Source organism: Streptomyces sp. NPDC048337, from assembly GCF_043201175.1.
Taxonomy (GTDB): Bacteria; Actinomycetota; Actinomycetes; order Streptomycetales; family Streptomycetaceae; genus Streptomyces.
The window spans coordinates 410,702-424,275 of the sequence record NZ_JBICYR010000001.1; the positions used below are offsets into that span (position 1 = coordinate 410,702).

Genomic DNA, 13,574 nt, shown 5'->3' on the forward strand with positions numbered 1-13,574 from the left:
CCTTCGGACCACCCGGTAGCGTTGATTGCGCGCGTTCAGCCCACACCGCCACGGCATCACCCGGTGGGGCAGCCGTCGATCGGCAGAGGAACGGGATCACATGGCCGCCACGCCCACACGTACGACGGTCGAGTGCCAGGTCGGTAGCGAAAGAAGGTGGTGTCCGTGAATCGGATGGCGTCGTTGTGCACCGCCGGGGGCGCCGTGGTCGTGGTCGTACTGGGTGCTGTCGCAAGCCCGCAGGCATACGCCGCAGGCGATGACCGCGAGAAGCGCAGTGCAGAGGTTCTCCAGGAACTGGTGCCTTCCGCTGACAACCCCGGCTGTGCGGCAGCTGTCGGCGTACGGGGAAGCGTTGTCTGGGAGGCGGGGCGAGGGAAAGCGGATCTGGCGACCGGGCGCGCCATCACCTCGAAGACCGTCTTCGACATGGCATCCAACTCCAAGCAATTCACCGCTGACGCAGTCCTTCTGCTGGCCGGGCGGCACCAACTCGCGCTCAACGACCCCCTGTCCGATTTCCTGGACAACCCGCCCGCCTGGACGCGAAACGTCACACTGGGCGACCTGATGCGTCACACCAGTGGAATTGCCGACTACCAGGATCTGCTGGAGGCCAAGGGCGTCGAGCTGTCGGATCCGGCCGGCCAGAAGGAAGCGATCGCGGCCATCCTCTCGTCACGGCCGGAAGATCCACCCGGCAAGCGCTTCTCCTACTCCAACTCCAACTACGTCCTCCTGGCGCACGTCGTCGAGAGGGTCACCGGCAAGCCGTTCCCGGCCTTCCTCCAACAGGAGTTCTTCACCCCACTGCACCTGCGCATGATCCTGTCCCCGGCGGTGGACGTTCCCGGCAAGGCGAAGTCGTACGACGAGAAGGACGGCTCCTTCACTCCCAATTCCTCCCCCTGGAAACAGTACGGAGACGGGTCCGTCCAAACCACCCCTGGGGAGTTCGTCCGCTGGGCCGACAATTACCGCACTGGCCGCATCGGTGGACCGGAACTGCTCGCCGGGGTCACGGAGGGAGCCGTGAGTGTGGGCGATGTCCTGCGCCGACGTGGCATCGAAGAAGGGCGGTACGGGGCCGGAATCCTCCTTCTGCCCGACAAGAGCCTGGTGCATCGCGGCGACTGGGAGGGGTTCCACAGCACCTTCAAGGTGAGCCCGGACCGCGACACCGCCGTCACCGTCGTGTGCAACACGGATTCACCCGACAATTTCCGTGCGGCTAACCAACTGCTGGACATCTGGACCAAATGACGCGTCGCCCGGGGTGTGTCGGCGCCCGCCCTCACCGCCCATCGGCGGCTCCATGCGTCGAGCGGGGCGAGCACCTCGACGAGGTCGGCGCCCAGGGGGGTGAGGCGATGCGTGTCTTCGTGCTGCGCGAGCAGGTGGGCCTCGGTCAGTTCCCACAGGCGGGTGGCGAGCACGCTGGAGGACATGCGTTCGCAGCGGCGCTGCAGTTCGCGGAAGCCGGCGGGGGAGCGGCTCAGTTTCCGCACGAGCCGCTCGTGCTCTTCCGCCCGAACAGGACCGCTACGACGTCCACTTCATCTCGGACGAGTCGTCGCCCCAGGGGCTGTCCCAGAGGTTGTCGCATCGGGCTGCCGGGCTGCCCTCATGAGGAGCAGGGCGACGTCGTCCGTACGGGGCGCCGTGTGCCCGCCGTGCTGCAGCAGGGTGTCGGCCACATCATCCAGGTTCTCCTTTCCGGACCGGTCGAGGTGCCGGGCAAGGCTCAAGGTGGCCGCTTCGATGTCGACGCCGGGTGTTTCGACGAGCCCGTCGGTGTAGAGCACCATCAGTGCGCCCGGCGGGAAGGGGATCTCACGCGTGGGGTACTCGGCGGACGGCTCGATGCCGAGCAGCAGTCCGGGCGGTATGTCCAGTAGGCCGGTGGCTCCACCCGGGTACTGCAGCAGGGGTGGTGGATGGCCGGCGCTGGCGAGCCGGGCCTGCCCGTGCGCGAGGTCGATCTGGGCGATCAGGCAACTGGTGAACAGGCCCGGGTCGAGGTCGGTCAGCAGCCGGTTGGTCCGGGCGAGGAGTTCCGAGGGCGGTGTGCCGGCGGTGCCGTGGGCGTGGACAGCGGTGCGGACCTGTCCCATCAGCGCCGCGGCATTGACGTTGTGGCCCTGGACGTCGCCGATGGCGGCGAGGACCGTCGACGGGGTGGGTCGGATCAGGTCGTAGAAGTCGCCGCCGATGTCCATGCCGTGCCCGGCGGGCCGGTAGCGAGCGGTGACCTCCAGATTCGGGACGCGCGGCAGGGTGTGCGGGAGCAGACCGGTCTGCAGGGTGTGGGCCAGGGCGTGCGTGGCGTCGTAGAGGCGGGCCCGGTCCAGTGCCTGGGCGATCAGCCCGGCCAGCGAGGTCAACAGGGCCCTCTCGGCCGGCGGGAAGGGACGGGGCCGGTCGTACGAGAGGATCAGGGAGCCCACCGGGCGGCCGGAGGCGGTCAGCGGCAGGAACGCCCAGGCGTTGCGTTCCTTGTGGCGGGGCGCGGTGGGGTGGGCGCGGCGGAACTCCTCGTAGCTGGGGAAGAAGACCGGGGCCCCGGTGGTGAGCACCTGCGCGTTGGTGACGTCCGATGTCAGCGGCGCGCCGTCGAACCGTTCGATGAATTCGCTCGCGTAGCCGCGGTGGCCGACGATCCGCAGCCGTCCTTCCTCGACCGCCATGAGGACCAGGCCTTGCGGGCCGAGTGCCGGAACGATCTGATCGGTCAGCCGTTCCGTCACGTCGCGGACGCCGACGGCCTCGGCAAGGGCGGCGGCCAGGTGCGTCAGGTGGTACAGCCCGAGGGCTCCCACCGGTTCCCGTGCCCCGTGCGAAACCGGTGCCGTGGTCGGGGCGGGGGAGAAAGCGGCGTCGGCGGCGCCGGAGGCGGGCGTTTCGGCGGGGGAGATGTGCAGGCTGATGCCGCGATCGTCCGGATAGAGCCGGAAGAGCAGACGTACATCGGGTGGGCGCACCGCGGTGAAGGCGGTCGGCTGGCGGGCCACCACGGCGGCCCGGTAGCGATCCTCGACCAGGGGATCGCGCAGCCACGGAAGCACCTCCCAGGGGCGCCTGCCCAGGAGCTGCGACGCCTCGCAGGCGACGAGGTCGGCGCCTGCCGTGTTGATGAAGGTGATGTTGCCGTCGAGGTCCAGCGCGCAGCACCCCAGGGGCATCCGTTCGGCGAAGTCCAGGGCGGCCGCCGCCCGGGCGGGGTCCTCCTGCCGCCGCACCGGTGCGGGGACGAAGCGCGGCTCGCCTTCGGGCGGCCAGTCCTCGCCGCCCTCCGCCGCGGCCTGCCGCAGACGCTGCCCCGCCCGGCGGGCGAAGGCATCGATCGCCTCCCGCTCCCGGTCGCCGAGCCGCGGCGGATGCCGGACCGGCCACAGGAGGACGATGCCGCCCCGCACCTCTCCCTCACCGCAGGCGAGCGGAGCCGCGGCGAGGAGGAACTCGTACGGGAGCACCAGCCCCAGCCGCGGGTACCGGCGGGCGACCTCCTCCTGGCCGCCGCCCAGCCAGACGAGCCGCCGCTCGCGGACCGCGTCGGATACGGGGATGGCCTCGTCCAGGGAGACGCGTGCCCAGGGCGCGGTGATGGGCGGGGGCACCCCCGCCACGAGCTCGAGCCGCAGAACCCGCTCACCCCACCCCAGCAGGTACACCAGGCCCACGGAGGCGCCGGTCTCCTCCATGAGGTCGGCCAGAGGCCCGTCCAGCCGCTCCCGACCCCGGTCGGCCGTCCGGTCCGTCCCGCCCGGTTGTCGCACGGTCGCTCATCCGGCCTTGGGGTGCATGTCGCTCATAACAGGACGATAGGCCCGGGGATCGGCAGCGGCATTCACCTGGGCGGCCCGTGTCGGGTCCCCGGTGCGAACGCTCAGGCGGCTGGTTCCAGCCGGACGCAGCACCGGCCGGGTTCCGCTGCCAAACGCGCCTCGAAGTGCTCGTCGCCGAGTCCGGCGAGGACGCCGCGCAACAGATGGAGGTTCATGCCGCAGACGGTCCGGGTGTGCTGCCGGGCCAGGGCGTGGAAGGGGCAGTTGGCCAGCACGATGGCATCGCCCTCGCGCCGGGGCTCGAAGCCGTGATGCTCCAGCGCCTCGATGATCCCCTGCGAGGCGTCTCGGCCCAGCTGTTCGCCCAGTTCCTCGGCCTTGCGGTGCAGGGCGGCTCGTACCGGCTCCCCGCTCGCCTCCGATTCCTCCACCGCCTGCGCGAGCAGCCGTCCGGCCAGCTCGTAGCGCCGCTCGGGCAGGCTGACGGCGATCTCCCGTTCCGAACGCCGGTAGAGCTTGCTCGGCCTGCCCGCACCGGGCCCCGTACGCCCGGTGCGCCGCTCGTAGACGACGTCGAGCAGCGCTTCGTCGGCCAGGCGGTCCAGGTGGAAGGCGGCGGTCTGCCGTGCCAGCCCGAGTGCCGCTGCGGCTTCGTCCCGGCTGACGGGCTCCGCCTGACGCGCCACGTGCTCGTAGAGGCGTCTGCGGGTCGGCTCGCCCAGTGCGGCGACGGCGGCAGCGTTCGAGTCGGAGGTGCTCTTCGTCTGGTCCACGATTCCAGTCTAAAACCAATATTTCTTGACTAAAGAAGGAACCGGAGCTTCTATTGTTAATGAAGCTTGATTTTAGAAGGAGGGTGTCATGACGACCTCAACCCCCACACCCGTCACCCACCGACACGCCGATCCGGCACGCCAGGCGTTCTGGATCCTGCGCACCGGCTTCACGGTGGCCCCGATCCTCTTCGGACTCGACAAGTTCACCAACCTCCTCGTCGACTGGCCCACCTACCTCGCGCCCTGGATCGACGACATCGTCCCCGGCAGCGCACAGGCCGCCATGTACGCGGTCGGCGTGATCGAGATCGTCGCCGGCATCGTCGTGGCCATCGCTCCCCGCTTCGGCGGCTGGCTGGTGGCCGGCTGGCTCGCGGGCATCATCGTCAACCTGCTGACCATCCCCGGCTACTACGACATCGCGCTGCGCGACTTCGGCCTGCTCCTCGGCGCCGTCGCCCTGGCCCGCCTCGCCCAGCACTACCACCGCGAAGACCACTGAACCATCAGAGCTCGCCCGCGCGTGCCCGCACCAGTGCGGCGAGCACCGCAGCCGCGAGCACGGCGACGGCGGCGGCGAACACGGTCCCGGCCGTGACCAGACCGTACGCCTCCACCAGGACACCGCCGCCGACGGCGGGCGCGGCGAGCATCGCGTACAGAATCACGAAGAAGGCCGAGCACGCCTCGCCGCGCCGTTCGGGGGCCACTGACGTGGCGATACGCGTGACTCCGTCCCTGACGGCGACGCCGGTGGCCAGCCCGGTGAGCACGGAGGCGGCGACCAGCGGCACGAGGAGCCTTCCGAGCAGTGCGGCGGCGATGAGCGCCGCCGCCACGATGAGCCCGCAGCACGCCACCGGGGGCGCGGCACGCGCACCGAGGCCGCCCACCAGGAGCTGGCCGGCCCCGGTACTCAGGAAGGCGAGCCCCACGACCACCCCCGCAACGGCGAGGTCGCGCACCCGGACCTCGGCGAGGAAGAGACCGCTGACCGAGGCGAACACCCCGAGGACGGCGAAGCCGGAGCCCGAGGCCAGAGCGGAACGCAGGAAGGTGCCCCGGACGGCGGCGGGGACGCGCAGCCGCTGGATACCCAGGGACACCCGTCCAGTGCGCGCGACGGTCTCCGGGACGGCGACGAGACCGATCAGCCCGACCACGGCGAGGGCACCCTGCGCCCCCCACAGAATGCGCAGCGGCGCCGGCGCGTACTGGGCCGTCACACCGCCGAGCAGGGTGCCGCAGGCGAGGCCGCCCATGTTCGCGGCGAGCGCGAGGACCCCCGCCCGGGCCCGGCGCGCAGCCGGGGCGAGCTCGGTGAGTCCGGCCGTGGCCGCCCCCGTGATCAAAGCCGCGGACAGCCCCGACAGGACCCGGCCCACCAGGAGCGCCGTCAGGCCCCGGGCGAGGAGGAACACCACAGCGGCGGCAACGGACAGCAGCAGCGCCGCAGCCTGCACCGGACGCCGGCCGACCTGATCGGCGAGCCCGCCCAGGATGAGGAGCCCGCCGACGACGCCGCACGCGTAGACCGCGAACACGACCGTGGCCGCGAACGAGGAGAACCCGAAAGCGCGCTCGTACAGCGGATAGAGCGGGGTCGGCACGGTGGTGCCGACCATCGTGATCCAGAAGGCGAACGCGACGGCCGCGGTGGCCAGGCGCCTTCGGCGCCCCGGAAGCCGGACGGCCCGGGCACCGGCGTTGACGGAGGTCATCGCCGCCCATTGTGGTCGCACGGCCTCGTGCGATCCGGGAGTGTTCCCGGCACGACTCCCAAAAGATTCGCCGCACACCACCGCCCTCCGGCTCGTCGAGGTCTACGACGTCTCCTTCACCGGCTGGGGCGGCCAGCGCGTCGCCGCCTGGCTGCTGCTTCCCGCGAACACACAGGGCCCCCTGCCGTGCGTCGTCGAGTACGTGGGCTACAACGCGGGCCGTGGACTGCCCCACGAATGGCTGCTGTGGGCCACCGCCGGATACGCCCACTTCGTGATGGACAACCGGGGCCAGGGGTCCGGGTGGCGCACGGGGGACACCCCCGACAACGGCGCGGGCGGCGAACCCTCCCACCCCGGATTCATGACACAGGGCGTCCTCGACCCCGAGGACTACTACTACCGCCGCCTGTACGCCGACGCGGTCCGCGCCGTCACCGCGGCCCGACACGCTCCACAGGTCGACCCCCTCCAGGGTGATCGTCGCCGGGAGCAGCCAGGGCGGGGGACTGGCCCTCGTCGCGGGCGCCCTCGTCCCCGACGTCGCGGGGGTGATGGCGGACGTACCGTTCCTGTGCCATTTCAGCCGCGGCGCCGAGGTCACCGACGAAGCTCCGTTCCGCGAAATCGCCGCCTACTGCCGTGCGCACCGCGACAAGGTGGACCGGGTGTTCCGGACCCTGTCCTACTTCGACTGCGTCAACTTCGCGGCACGTTCCAGGGCACCGGGCCTGTTCTCGGTCGCCCTCATGGACCAGATCACCCCGCCCTCCACCGTGTACGCCGCCCACAACCACTACGCCGGGCACAAGGAGATCCACGTCTATCCCTACAACGCGCACGAGGGAGGAGGCCCCCACCACCAGGTGACCCAGCTCGCCTTCCTCGGGAGCGTGCTGGAGCCCCGAGCCCAGGGTCCCGCGACATCACCCTGATGACGGAACGTGCTCGATTGCTTCCACTTCGTGGAATACCTGTCGGTCGACCGGGGCAGGGAAAGGGGCCCGGGCACAACAGGGCCCGGCCGAGACGAAGGGAGCAGCATGCCCATGGAGACGGACGCCCGGCACGCGGTGGTGGTGGGGGCGGGAATGGCGGGCCTTGCCGCCGCCCGCGTACTGGCCGACAGCTTCGAGGCCGTCACCGTCATCGAACGCGACACCCTTTCACGCGCGTCCGCGCCCAGGGGCGGGGCGCCGCAGGGGCATCACGTCCATGGGCTTCTGGCCCTCGGTGCCGAGGTGTTCGAGGGATACTTCCCCGGGCTGCGGGCCGAGCTGGAACAGGCCGGCGCGCCGGTGTGGGACTGGGGCGAAAAGCTGTGCGCCGTCCTGCCCAAGGGCACCCCACCGCCCACCCCCATGGGCATGCCGATCCAGACCTTCTCCCGTCCCCTCCTGGAGCACGTCTTGCGCCAACGGGTGACGGCGCTGGGGTCCGTCACCCTACGGGACGGACTGACCGTCACCGGCCTGCGTACGGCCTCGCCCGGGAAGGTCACGGGGGTGCGGGTCAAGGACGGCGACGGCGAGGACGAGATCGCGGCGGACCTCGTGGTGGACGCCTCGGGCCGCTCCTCCCACCTGCCGCAATGGCTGACCGCCCTCGGCCTGCCCAGCCCCCGTACGACGACCGTCGACGCCCAGGTCGGCTACGCCTCACGCACCTTCTCCTACCCGGAAGGACAGGCCCCGCCCGCGTGGATGGGCCTGCTGCAACCCCTGCGGGCCCCCGACTTCCACAAGGGCTGCTACGCGATCCAGATCGAGAACAACGCACTCCACGTCACCCTGCACGGGGCCAAGGGAGCCCAACTTCCCCACGGCGACGACGATTTCCTCGCCTACGCCAAAACTCTGCGCGGTCCCATCGCCGAGACCATCGCCTCCCTCACCCCCACATCCTCCGTGCGGCGCTACGCCCGTACGGTCAACCGAAAGATCGCCTACCACCGACTCGCCCGCTGGCCCGACGGGCTGATCGCCCTGGGGGACGCGGTGTGCACCTTCAACCCCGCCTACGGCCAGGGCATGACCGTCGCCGCCCTCGAAGCCCGCCTCCTGGAGCAGATGCTCGGCAACAGGCGCGCCCGCACCCCCCTCGACGGGCAGGAGTTCCAGAAGCGGCTGGCCCGCGTCACCGCCTCCTCCTGGCTCATGGCGACCACCCCCGACCGGGCCTGGGAGGATGCGCGGCCCGCCTGGCCCGTCAAGGCCGGCAACTGGTTCATGAACCGTCTGATCGACACCGTCCCTCACGACCCGCGGCTCTACACCGCCTTCTCCGGCCTCTTCCACATGACCGCGGGTCCCCTGACGCTGGCCAACCCGCGCCTGCTGTCCAGCGTCCTCATCGGCCCCCGCCCGGCCTCAACTCGCTGATGCGTTCGGCGGTCTTCGGGGGTCATCTGCCGTACAGGAAGGAGCGGGCCGGGACGAAGATCTCGTGACCGGTCGGGAAGCGGACACGTACTCCGGTCTCCGTCCACGTGGTGGACTCGATCCCCTTCGCGCCCAGGGTGGGGTCGATGTCCAACCAGTGTCCGTAGGACACGCCGGCGTCCCTGCCGATCACCATCCTGTACGAGTGCCGCCCGGACATGGTGTGTTCGTGCACCAGTCCCAGGGAGTGCGGCGACTTGTCGTCATAGGCCACCGATGAGGGTGCGCTGCTGCGGTACGTGACCTCACGCTGCGGCCACCACAGAACGGTCAGGAGTACGACGGTCAGCAGGACACCCGCCACGCCGCCCAACAGCACCCTGCCGATTCCCGTCGCCCGACGGGGCCGTGCGGTCTGAGCGGACGGGTCGGGGGTGAACGTGGCGATGGTGGCCCTCCAGGGTTGGCGTTGCTCCGCACCGGGTGACCGGAGACGGCTCTGCGAGTAGGACGCTGAACCGGTCCGATTGGTTGTGGTGCGATGACAGGGGCGGTCTGTGGGGACGCGGTCGCCCCGCGGGGCATCGTTGCCGGGGACCGCTACTCGCCCGAACTGATGCAGACCCTGAACGGCTGAGGCCTTGCGCAGGTCGGCCACCGGAACCAGGAGGTGTTCACATCCGCCACTGCTGGCCGGTGTAGTTCCCGCAGGGGTTGAGTATCAGGTCGAGGTCGATCGCCGGGGGTCCGCTCGTGTCCAGGCACAGGCCGCTCGCCGGGTTGATGAACTGGCTACTGCCGGCGTCGTAGCGCCATTGCTGGCCGCTGTAGTAGCCGCATGGGTTGACCACGGCTCTGACGCCGGCGGCGGGCTTTCCGTTCGTGTCAAGACACAGGCCGCTGGGAGTGTTCGTCAGGTGCAGGCTCGTTTCGTCGTAGAGCCAGATCTGACCGCTGTAGTTCCCACACGCGCGGAGCACCACGTCGAGTCCGGGGCGTTGCGGGCCGTTGGTGTCGATGCACAGTGCGCTGTGGGTGTTGGTGATCGGGCCCGTCGACGCAGGTGGTTGGGTCGCCGCTGGTGTGGACGGCGTCGTCGTCTCAGGGGTGGGCCACCGGGGTGTCGTTGTACGAGGGGTGGGCGGCGCGGACGTCGTCGGAGACGAGGACGCGGCCGTGATCGCCGGTCGGCTCGGCGGGGCAGTCGTACTCGAGGCCGTCGGGTAGCCGTGACCGGGCAGTACCGTCCACAGGATCCCGGCGGTGGAGAGGAGGACCACCAGCGCTGCCGCGGCGGCGACCCGCGTGGTGCGCTGCTTCAGCACGGGAGCCGGCGGCGCGGCCGCTTCGGGCATCTGCCACGCGGTGGCGAGCAGCGCGGTGACGGCCTCGGCGTCGAGGACCGTCCCGGGATCCGTGCCGCCGGTCAGTTCGGAGAACAGCTGCCCGGGGGTGGGACGTCGCTCGGGTGATCTGGCCAGGGCCGACGTCAGCAGTGTTCTGAGGTGAGCGGGAACGCCGTCGAGATCGGGTTCCTCGTTCAGGACCCGGTAGAGCACCGCCTCGGCCGGTCCGGTGCCGAACGGGGGCCGTCCGGTGGTGGCGTAAGCGACGGTCAGCGCCCACGCGAACACGTCGGCCGGAGGTCCGGCCTGTCCGCGAATCTGTTCCGGTGCCATGTAGCCCACGGTCCCGACCGCGACGCCGCTTCGGGTCAGCGCCGTCGCGTCGGCGGCCTGCGCGATCCCGAAATCGATGACCTTCGGGCCCTGGTCCGACAGCAGAACGTTGCCCGGCTTGAGATCGCGATGCACGACGCCGGCCCGGTGGATCGCCACGAGCGCCTCGGCGAGCCCGACGGCGAAGCCGTGCGCCATGTCACCACGCAGCGGCCCGTGTTCGCCCACGTGCTCCGCCAGCGTCGGGCCTTGTACGTACTCCATGACGACGAACGGGCTGCTCGCCTCGACCTCGACCGCCAACACCCGTGCCGTGCACGTGCCCTGAACGCGCAGCAACGTCGCAGCCTCGCGCCGGAACCGTGACCGGAACTCGGAGTCCGAGGCGAGTTCTTCGCGTAACCGCTTGAGGGCGACCAGCCGGCCGTCGGAACCTTGTGCCAGGTAAACGACGCCCATGCCCCCCGCGCCCAGCCGACCGACAAGCGTCAACTCGCCGATCCGCTTCGGATCCCCCGCGCGCAGCCCGCTCAAACTCACCTAACGCCCCCCTCGATCCGGCTCAGGCTCAGAATGCAGCACACCAACACAGCTGGGTACACAGTTCGTTGAGGAGGGTCACTCACCTCGACAGGTGACGGGCGAAGAATGATCGGACCAGAGAGCGAACAGCGGGCACGGTGACGCGCGGATCAGCCCGGCCGACCATGGCGGAGCGCCCGGCGGTGGTCGTCAGGCCGGCGTTGTGGAGCTGGGGGACGAGGGTCGCGTAGTCGGTGAAGACCCAGTGCTGGGTGCCGTCGAGCTGCCGCCGGGCGACGGGACCCGCGTGAGCGAGGAGTACTGCCCAGGACCTGTCCAGCCGGACGTTGCGGAAGCCGTCGGTGCCGGCCAGGAGCAGCGGACGGTCGGTCCCCTGGCGCGCCACGGGCAGAGGTTCGCCGTCCATCTGGTCGAGGTAGCCCTCCAGGTTCACGGCGGCGGCGATCCGCCGGTCCTCGCACAGCGCCTGTGCGGCCGCCGTGCCGCCGGCGGAGTGCCCGTAGACCCCGACGCGCTCCAGGTCGAGCGCGTCGAGGACGAAGCGGAGGTCGGCGACCCGGGTGTCGACCATGGTGCGGAAGGCAGCAGCGTCGGGCGGGCCCGGCAGCGCGGTGGTCCGGACACGTTCGCGGCCCGGACGCTCGTGGGGGAACTCGACCTCGCTCGCGTCCCCGGGGTGGTCGACGGTGACGACCGCCCAGCCGTGTGAGGCGAGGTCCACCGCGAGGGAGCTCCCCATCGTGCGGGCGTCGCCGCCACCGGGGCTGTAGAGCAGCACGGGACGTCGGCCGGGCAGGGGTAGGGCGCCGACCCTGGAATGGGTGAGGGTTGCCGCCCAGTCGACTCCGGACGCGGGCAGTTCCGGGTGGATCAGCGGACCGTATTCGGTGAATTTCGCGGCGGCGCCCGGCGTCAGCTGGGGGGCGCGCGGGAAGCCGCGTCCGGGGAGGGCCGGTTGCAGGACGGTGAGCATGAGTTCGCGCACGCCGATTCGGGGTTCCCACGGGTCGTTGCGTGAGGAGTCGACGAGGTGGAGCGTCTCGGCGCCGACGGCGTAGGGCCCGCTGGGCGCCGGCAGGCGCAGACGCAGGGGCGGCTCGGCGTAGCGGGTGGCGGAGGAGGCCGGGGAGGCGCCGAGCAGCAGGGCCGCTGCCCCGCCGAGGGCGCCCTTGGCCAGGGAACGGCGACCGGGTGAGAACGAAGAGATCATGGAGGGCATCCTGGGGGCGGGGGCTGAGCCGAGGCGAAGCTTGCGGCCAGGTCCGAAAGGCTGGCGCGGAGCGGGGGGATGCGCGTGATCCGGATCCATTTCACGGCGGACGATCTCGCCCGGGTGCGGTTCGCTCCGCGGCCCTCGCCCGTACCCGAGCTGCATGCGGCGCTGATGATGCTGGCCGCCCCGCACGAGGAGCTGCTGTTCGCGCGCTGGCGCCACCGGCTGCTGCGGATGCTGCCAGGCGCGGTCGAGCCGCTCGCGGACCTGGTACCGGACAGGGCGGCCCCCGCCTTCCTCGACGTTCTCGGAGACACACCGGACGAGGGGTTCGCCCTGATCAGGGCGGCCCGCCCGGAGCTCGTACGGGCCGGGATCGAGCAGGTGTACGCGCGACGGCCGGTCCCGCCATGGATCCGCGCACTGCACGGCGGGGACGCCGACGCCTGGCGGATCCTGGGCCGGGCCCACCGAGCGGCCTACGAGACGGCACTGGCACCGGTGTGGTCCCAGGTCCAGGACCTGCATCGGGAGGAATTCACCCGCCACGCACTGGGGGTCGCGGAACGGGGCCTGGGGGCCGCTCTGACCCACTTGGCCCCGGGGTCACGGCTGCGCGACGGAGTCTGGGAGTGGCCCCAGCCGAGTGGGCCCGCGGTACGGGAGGTCCGGCTCGGCGGGCGCGGGCTGATCCTGCGGCCGACCTTCCACTGGCGGACCGGCCCGCTGATCCAGGACGTGCCCGAGCGTCCGGTGGCACTCGCCTACCCCGTTGCCCGTGGACTGCCCCTCGTCCCGGACCGGGCCGGCGTACGGGACGAGGCCCTGACGGGAGTCCTTGGGCGTACCCGACTCGCACTCCTGCGCTCCCTGGACGAAGCGCGGACGACCTCGGAGCTGGCACGACGTACCGGCATCAGCGACGCGACGGCCTCCGCCCACACCTCGGCCCTGCGCGCCGCCGGTCTCCTCACCACCACCCGCACGGGCCGCTCCGTGCACCACGCACGGACGGCCCTGGCGGAGCTGCTGCTGAACGGCGGCGCGGCTGAACCGCGAAACGGCGTGGTGGAGTCCACGACCTCCGCGACCAGCGCGGCGGATGACTGAGTGGCGAGATCGACGCCCGGGCTCAAGGGACGATGATGACCTTGCCTCGGATCCGTCCGGATTCGCTGATGTCGATCCGTATCGCGTCCGCGTCGACGAGTTCCACGAGCGCCGCAAGATGCGCGACATCGTTGCGGGCAACCATGTGCATCGCGCTCACCCCGGCGTCGGCGGGCTCAGCGGAACCAGATTGCGCAGGGTGTCCACCCGACCGCCGAGCGCGGCACCCACCGGCCCGGCGGTGTAGTCGATCACCTGGTCCGCGCCCTGCCGCCGGACCGCCTCGGTGCTCCGAGGACCGGACGTGGCGATCACCTCCGCCCCCGCGTGCTTGGCAAGCTGCGTCACGAACCCTCCGACACCGCC

Annotated in this window: 13 protein-coding genes and 2 pseudogenes; 6 read left to right on the forward strand and 9 right to left on the reverse strand. The window is 71.1% G+C overall.

The features are described from left to right. Positions 1-174 precede the first annotated feature (174 nt). Positions 175-1,263 carry a serine hydrolase domain-containing protein gene (locus tag ACGFYU_RS01980; RefSeq protein WP_393825457.1) on the forward strand — a complete coding sequence of 363 codons (1,089 nt, stop codon included), beginning with the start codon at positions 175-177 and terminating at the stop codon, positions 1,261-1,263. 95 nt (positions 1,264-1,358) lie between these two features. On the opposite strand, the pseudogene ACGFYU_RS01985 reads toward ACGFYU_RS01980, so the two are convergent. From ACGFYU_RS01985 to ACGFYU_RS01995, 3 genes and pseudogenes are all read right to left on the reverse strand, one after another. Beyond that, positions 1,359-1,508, reverse strand: a pseudogene (locus tag ACGFYU_RS01985) (transcriptional regulator); the annotation flags it as partial. A gap of 48 nt (positions 1,509-1,556) precedes the next feature. Beyond that, on the reverse strand, positions 1,557-3,776 hold the full coding sequence (locus ACGFYU_RS01990; protein WP_393825281.1) for a SpoIIE family protein phosphatase: 2,220 nt from the start codon (positions 3,774-3,776) through the stop codon (positions 1,557-1,559). A 110-nt stretch (positions 3,777-3,886) separates the two neighbouring features. Continuing rightward, positions 3,887-4,561, reverse strand: coding sequence for a helix-turn-helix transcriptional regulator (locus ACGFYU_RS01995; RefSeq protein ID WP_393825458.1), 675 nt, complete (start codon positions 4,559-4,561; stop codon positions 3,887-3,889). A gap of 85 nt (positions 4,562-4,646) precedes the next feature. Between ACGFYU_RS01995 and ACGFYU_RS02000 the strand changes: the two genes are divergently transcribed. Then, positions 4,647-5,063, forward strand: a complete 417-nt coding sequence (locus ACGFYU_RS02000; protein WP_393825282.1) for a hypothetical protein — start codon at positions 4,647-4,649, stop codon at positions 5,061-5,063. A gap of 4 nt (positions 5,064-5,067) precedes the next feature. Here ACGFYU_RS02000 and ACGFYU_RS02005 read toward each other — a convergent pair whose 3' ends face one another. Continuing rightward, entirely contained in the window at positions 5,068-6,282 is a 1,215-nt protein-coding gene (locus ACGFYU_RS02005; protein WP_393825283.1) for an MFS transporter, read from the reverse strand. Positions 6,283-6,322: 40 nt separating this feature from the next. Between ACGFYU_RS02005 and ACGFYU_RS02010 the strand changes: the two are divergent. The 3 genes and pseudogenes from ACGFYU_RS02010 to ACGFYU_RS02020 all read left to right on the forward strand — a co-directional run. Then, a pseudogene (locus tag ACGFYU_RS02010) lies at positions 6,323-6,685 on the forward strand (acetylxylan esterase); the annotation flags it as partial. Positions 6,686-6,758: 73 nt separating this feature from the next. Continuing rightward, the gene (locus tag ACGFYU_RS02015) at positions 6,759-7,217 is read left to right on the forward strand and encodes an acetylxylan esterase (RefSeq protein WP_393825284.1); all 459 of its coding nucleotides are present in this window, start codon (positions 6,759-6,761) and stop codon (positions 7,215-7,217) included. A gap of 108 nt (positions 7,218-7,325) precedes the next feature. Continuing rightward, on the forward strand, positions 7,326-8,663 hold the full coding sequence (locus ACGFYU_RS02020; protein ID WP_393825285.1) for an NAD(P)/FAD-dependent oxidoreductase: 1,338 nt from the start codon (positions 7,326-7,328) through the stop codon (positions 8,661-8,663). A 22-nt stretch (positions 8,664-8,685) separates the two neighbouring features. Here ACGFYU_RS02020 and ACGFYU_RS02025 read toward each other — a convergent pair whose 3' ends face one another. The 3 genes from ACGFYU_RS02025 to ACGFYU_RS02035 form a co-directional block, all read right to left on the reverse strand. Then, the gene (locus ACGFYU_RS02025; RefSeq protein ID WP_393825286.1) at positions 8,686-9,027 is read right to left on the reverse strand and encodes a hypothetical protein; all 342 of its coding nucleotides are present in this window, start codon (positions 9,025-9,027) and stop codon (positions 8,686-8,688) included. A gap of 310 nt (positions 9,028-9,337) precedes the next feature. After that, on the reverse strand, positions 9,338-10,876 hold the full coding sequence (locus ACGFYU_RS02030; protein WP_393825287.1) for a serine/threonine protein kinase: 1,539 nt from the start codon (positions 10,874-10,876) through the stop codon (positions 9,338-9,340). An 88-nt stretch (positions 10,877-10,964) separates the two neighbouring features. After that, complete coding sequence (locus ACGFYU_RS02035; RefSeq protein WP_393825288.1) at positions 10,965-12,095, reverse strand: alpha/beta hydrolase family protein; 1,131 nt, start codon at positions 12,093-12,095, stop codon at positions 10,965-10,967. Positions 12,096-12,173: 78 nt separating this feature from the next. On the opposite strand from ACGFYU_RS02035, the gene ACGFYU_RS02040 reads away from it, so the two are divergent. Beyond that, entirely contained in the window at positions 12,174-13,208 is a 1,035-nt protein-coding gene (locus ACGFYU_RS02040; RefSeq protein WP_393825289.1) for an ArsR/SmtB family transcription factor, read from the forward strand. 22 nt (positions 13,209-13,230) lie between these two features. On the opposite strand, the gene ACGFYU_RS02045 is transcribed toward ACGFYU_RS02040, so the two are convergent. Beyond that, positions 13,231-13,368 (reverse strand): hypothetical protein, encoded by a 138-nt coding sequence (locus ACGFYU_RS02045; RefSeq protein ID WP_393825475.1) that lies wholly within the window; start codon positions 13,366-13,368, stop codon positions 13,231-13,233. After that, complete coding sequence (locus ACGFYU_RS02050) at positions 13,365-13,556, reverse strand: hypothetical protein (protein WP_393825476.1); 192 nt, start codon at positions 13,554-13,556, stop codon at positions 13,365-13,367. Before ACGFYU_RS02050 ends, ACGFYU_RS02045 begins: the two co-directional genes overlap by 4 nt. Positions 13,557-13,574: the final 18 nt, after the last annotated feature.

Bases quoted from the DNA above. Each gene is read 5' to 3' on its own strand.
- ACGFYU_RS02035 (WP_393825288.1), bottom strand. From the start codon at position 12,095: ATGATCTCTTCGTTCTCACCCGGTCGCCGTTCCCTGGCCAAGGGCGCC.
- ACGFYU_RS02005 (WP_393825283.1), bottom strand. From the start codon at position 6,282: ATGACCTCCGTCAACGCCGGTGCCCGGGCCGTCCGGCTTCCGGGGCGC.
- ACGFYU_RS01980 (WP_393825457.1), top strand. From the start codon at position 175: ATGGCGTCGTTGTGCACCGCCGGGGGCGCCGTGGTCGTGGTCGTACTG.
- ACGFYU_RS02000 (WP_393825282.1), top strand. From the start codon at position 4,647: ATGACGACCTCAACCCCCACACCCGTCACCCACCGACACGCCGATCCG.
- ACGFYU_RS02020 (WP_393825285.1), top strand. From the start codon at position 7,326: ATGCCCATGGAGACGGACGCCCGGCACGCGGTGGTGGTGGGGGCGGGA.
- ACGFYU_RS02040 (WP_393825289.1), top strand. From the start codon at position 12,174: ATGCGCGTGATCCGGATCCATTTCACGGCGGACGATCTCGCCCGGGTG.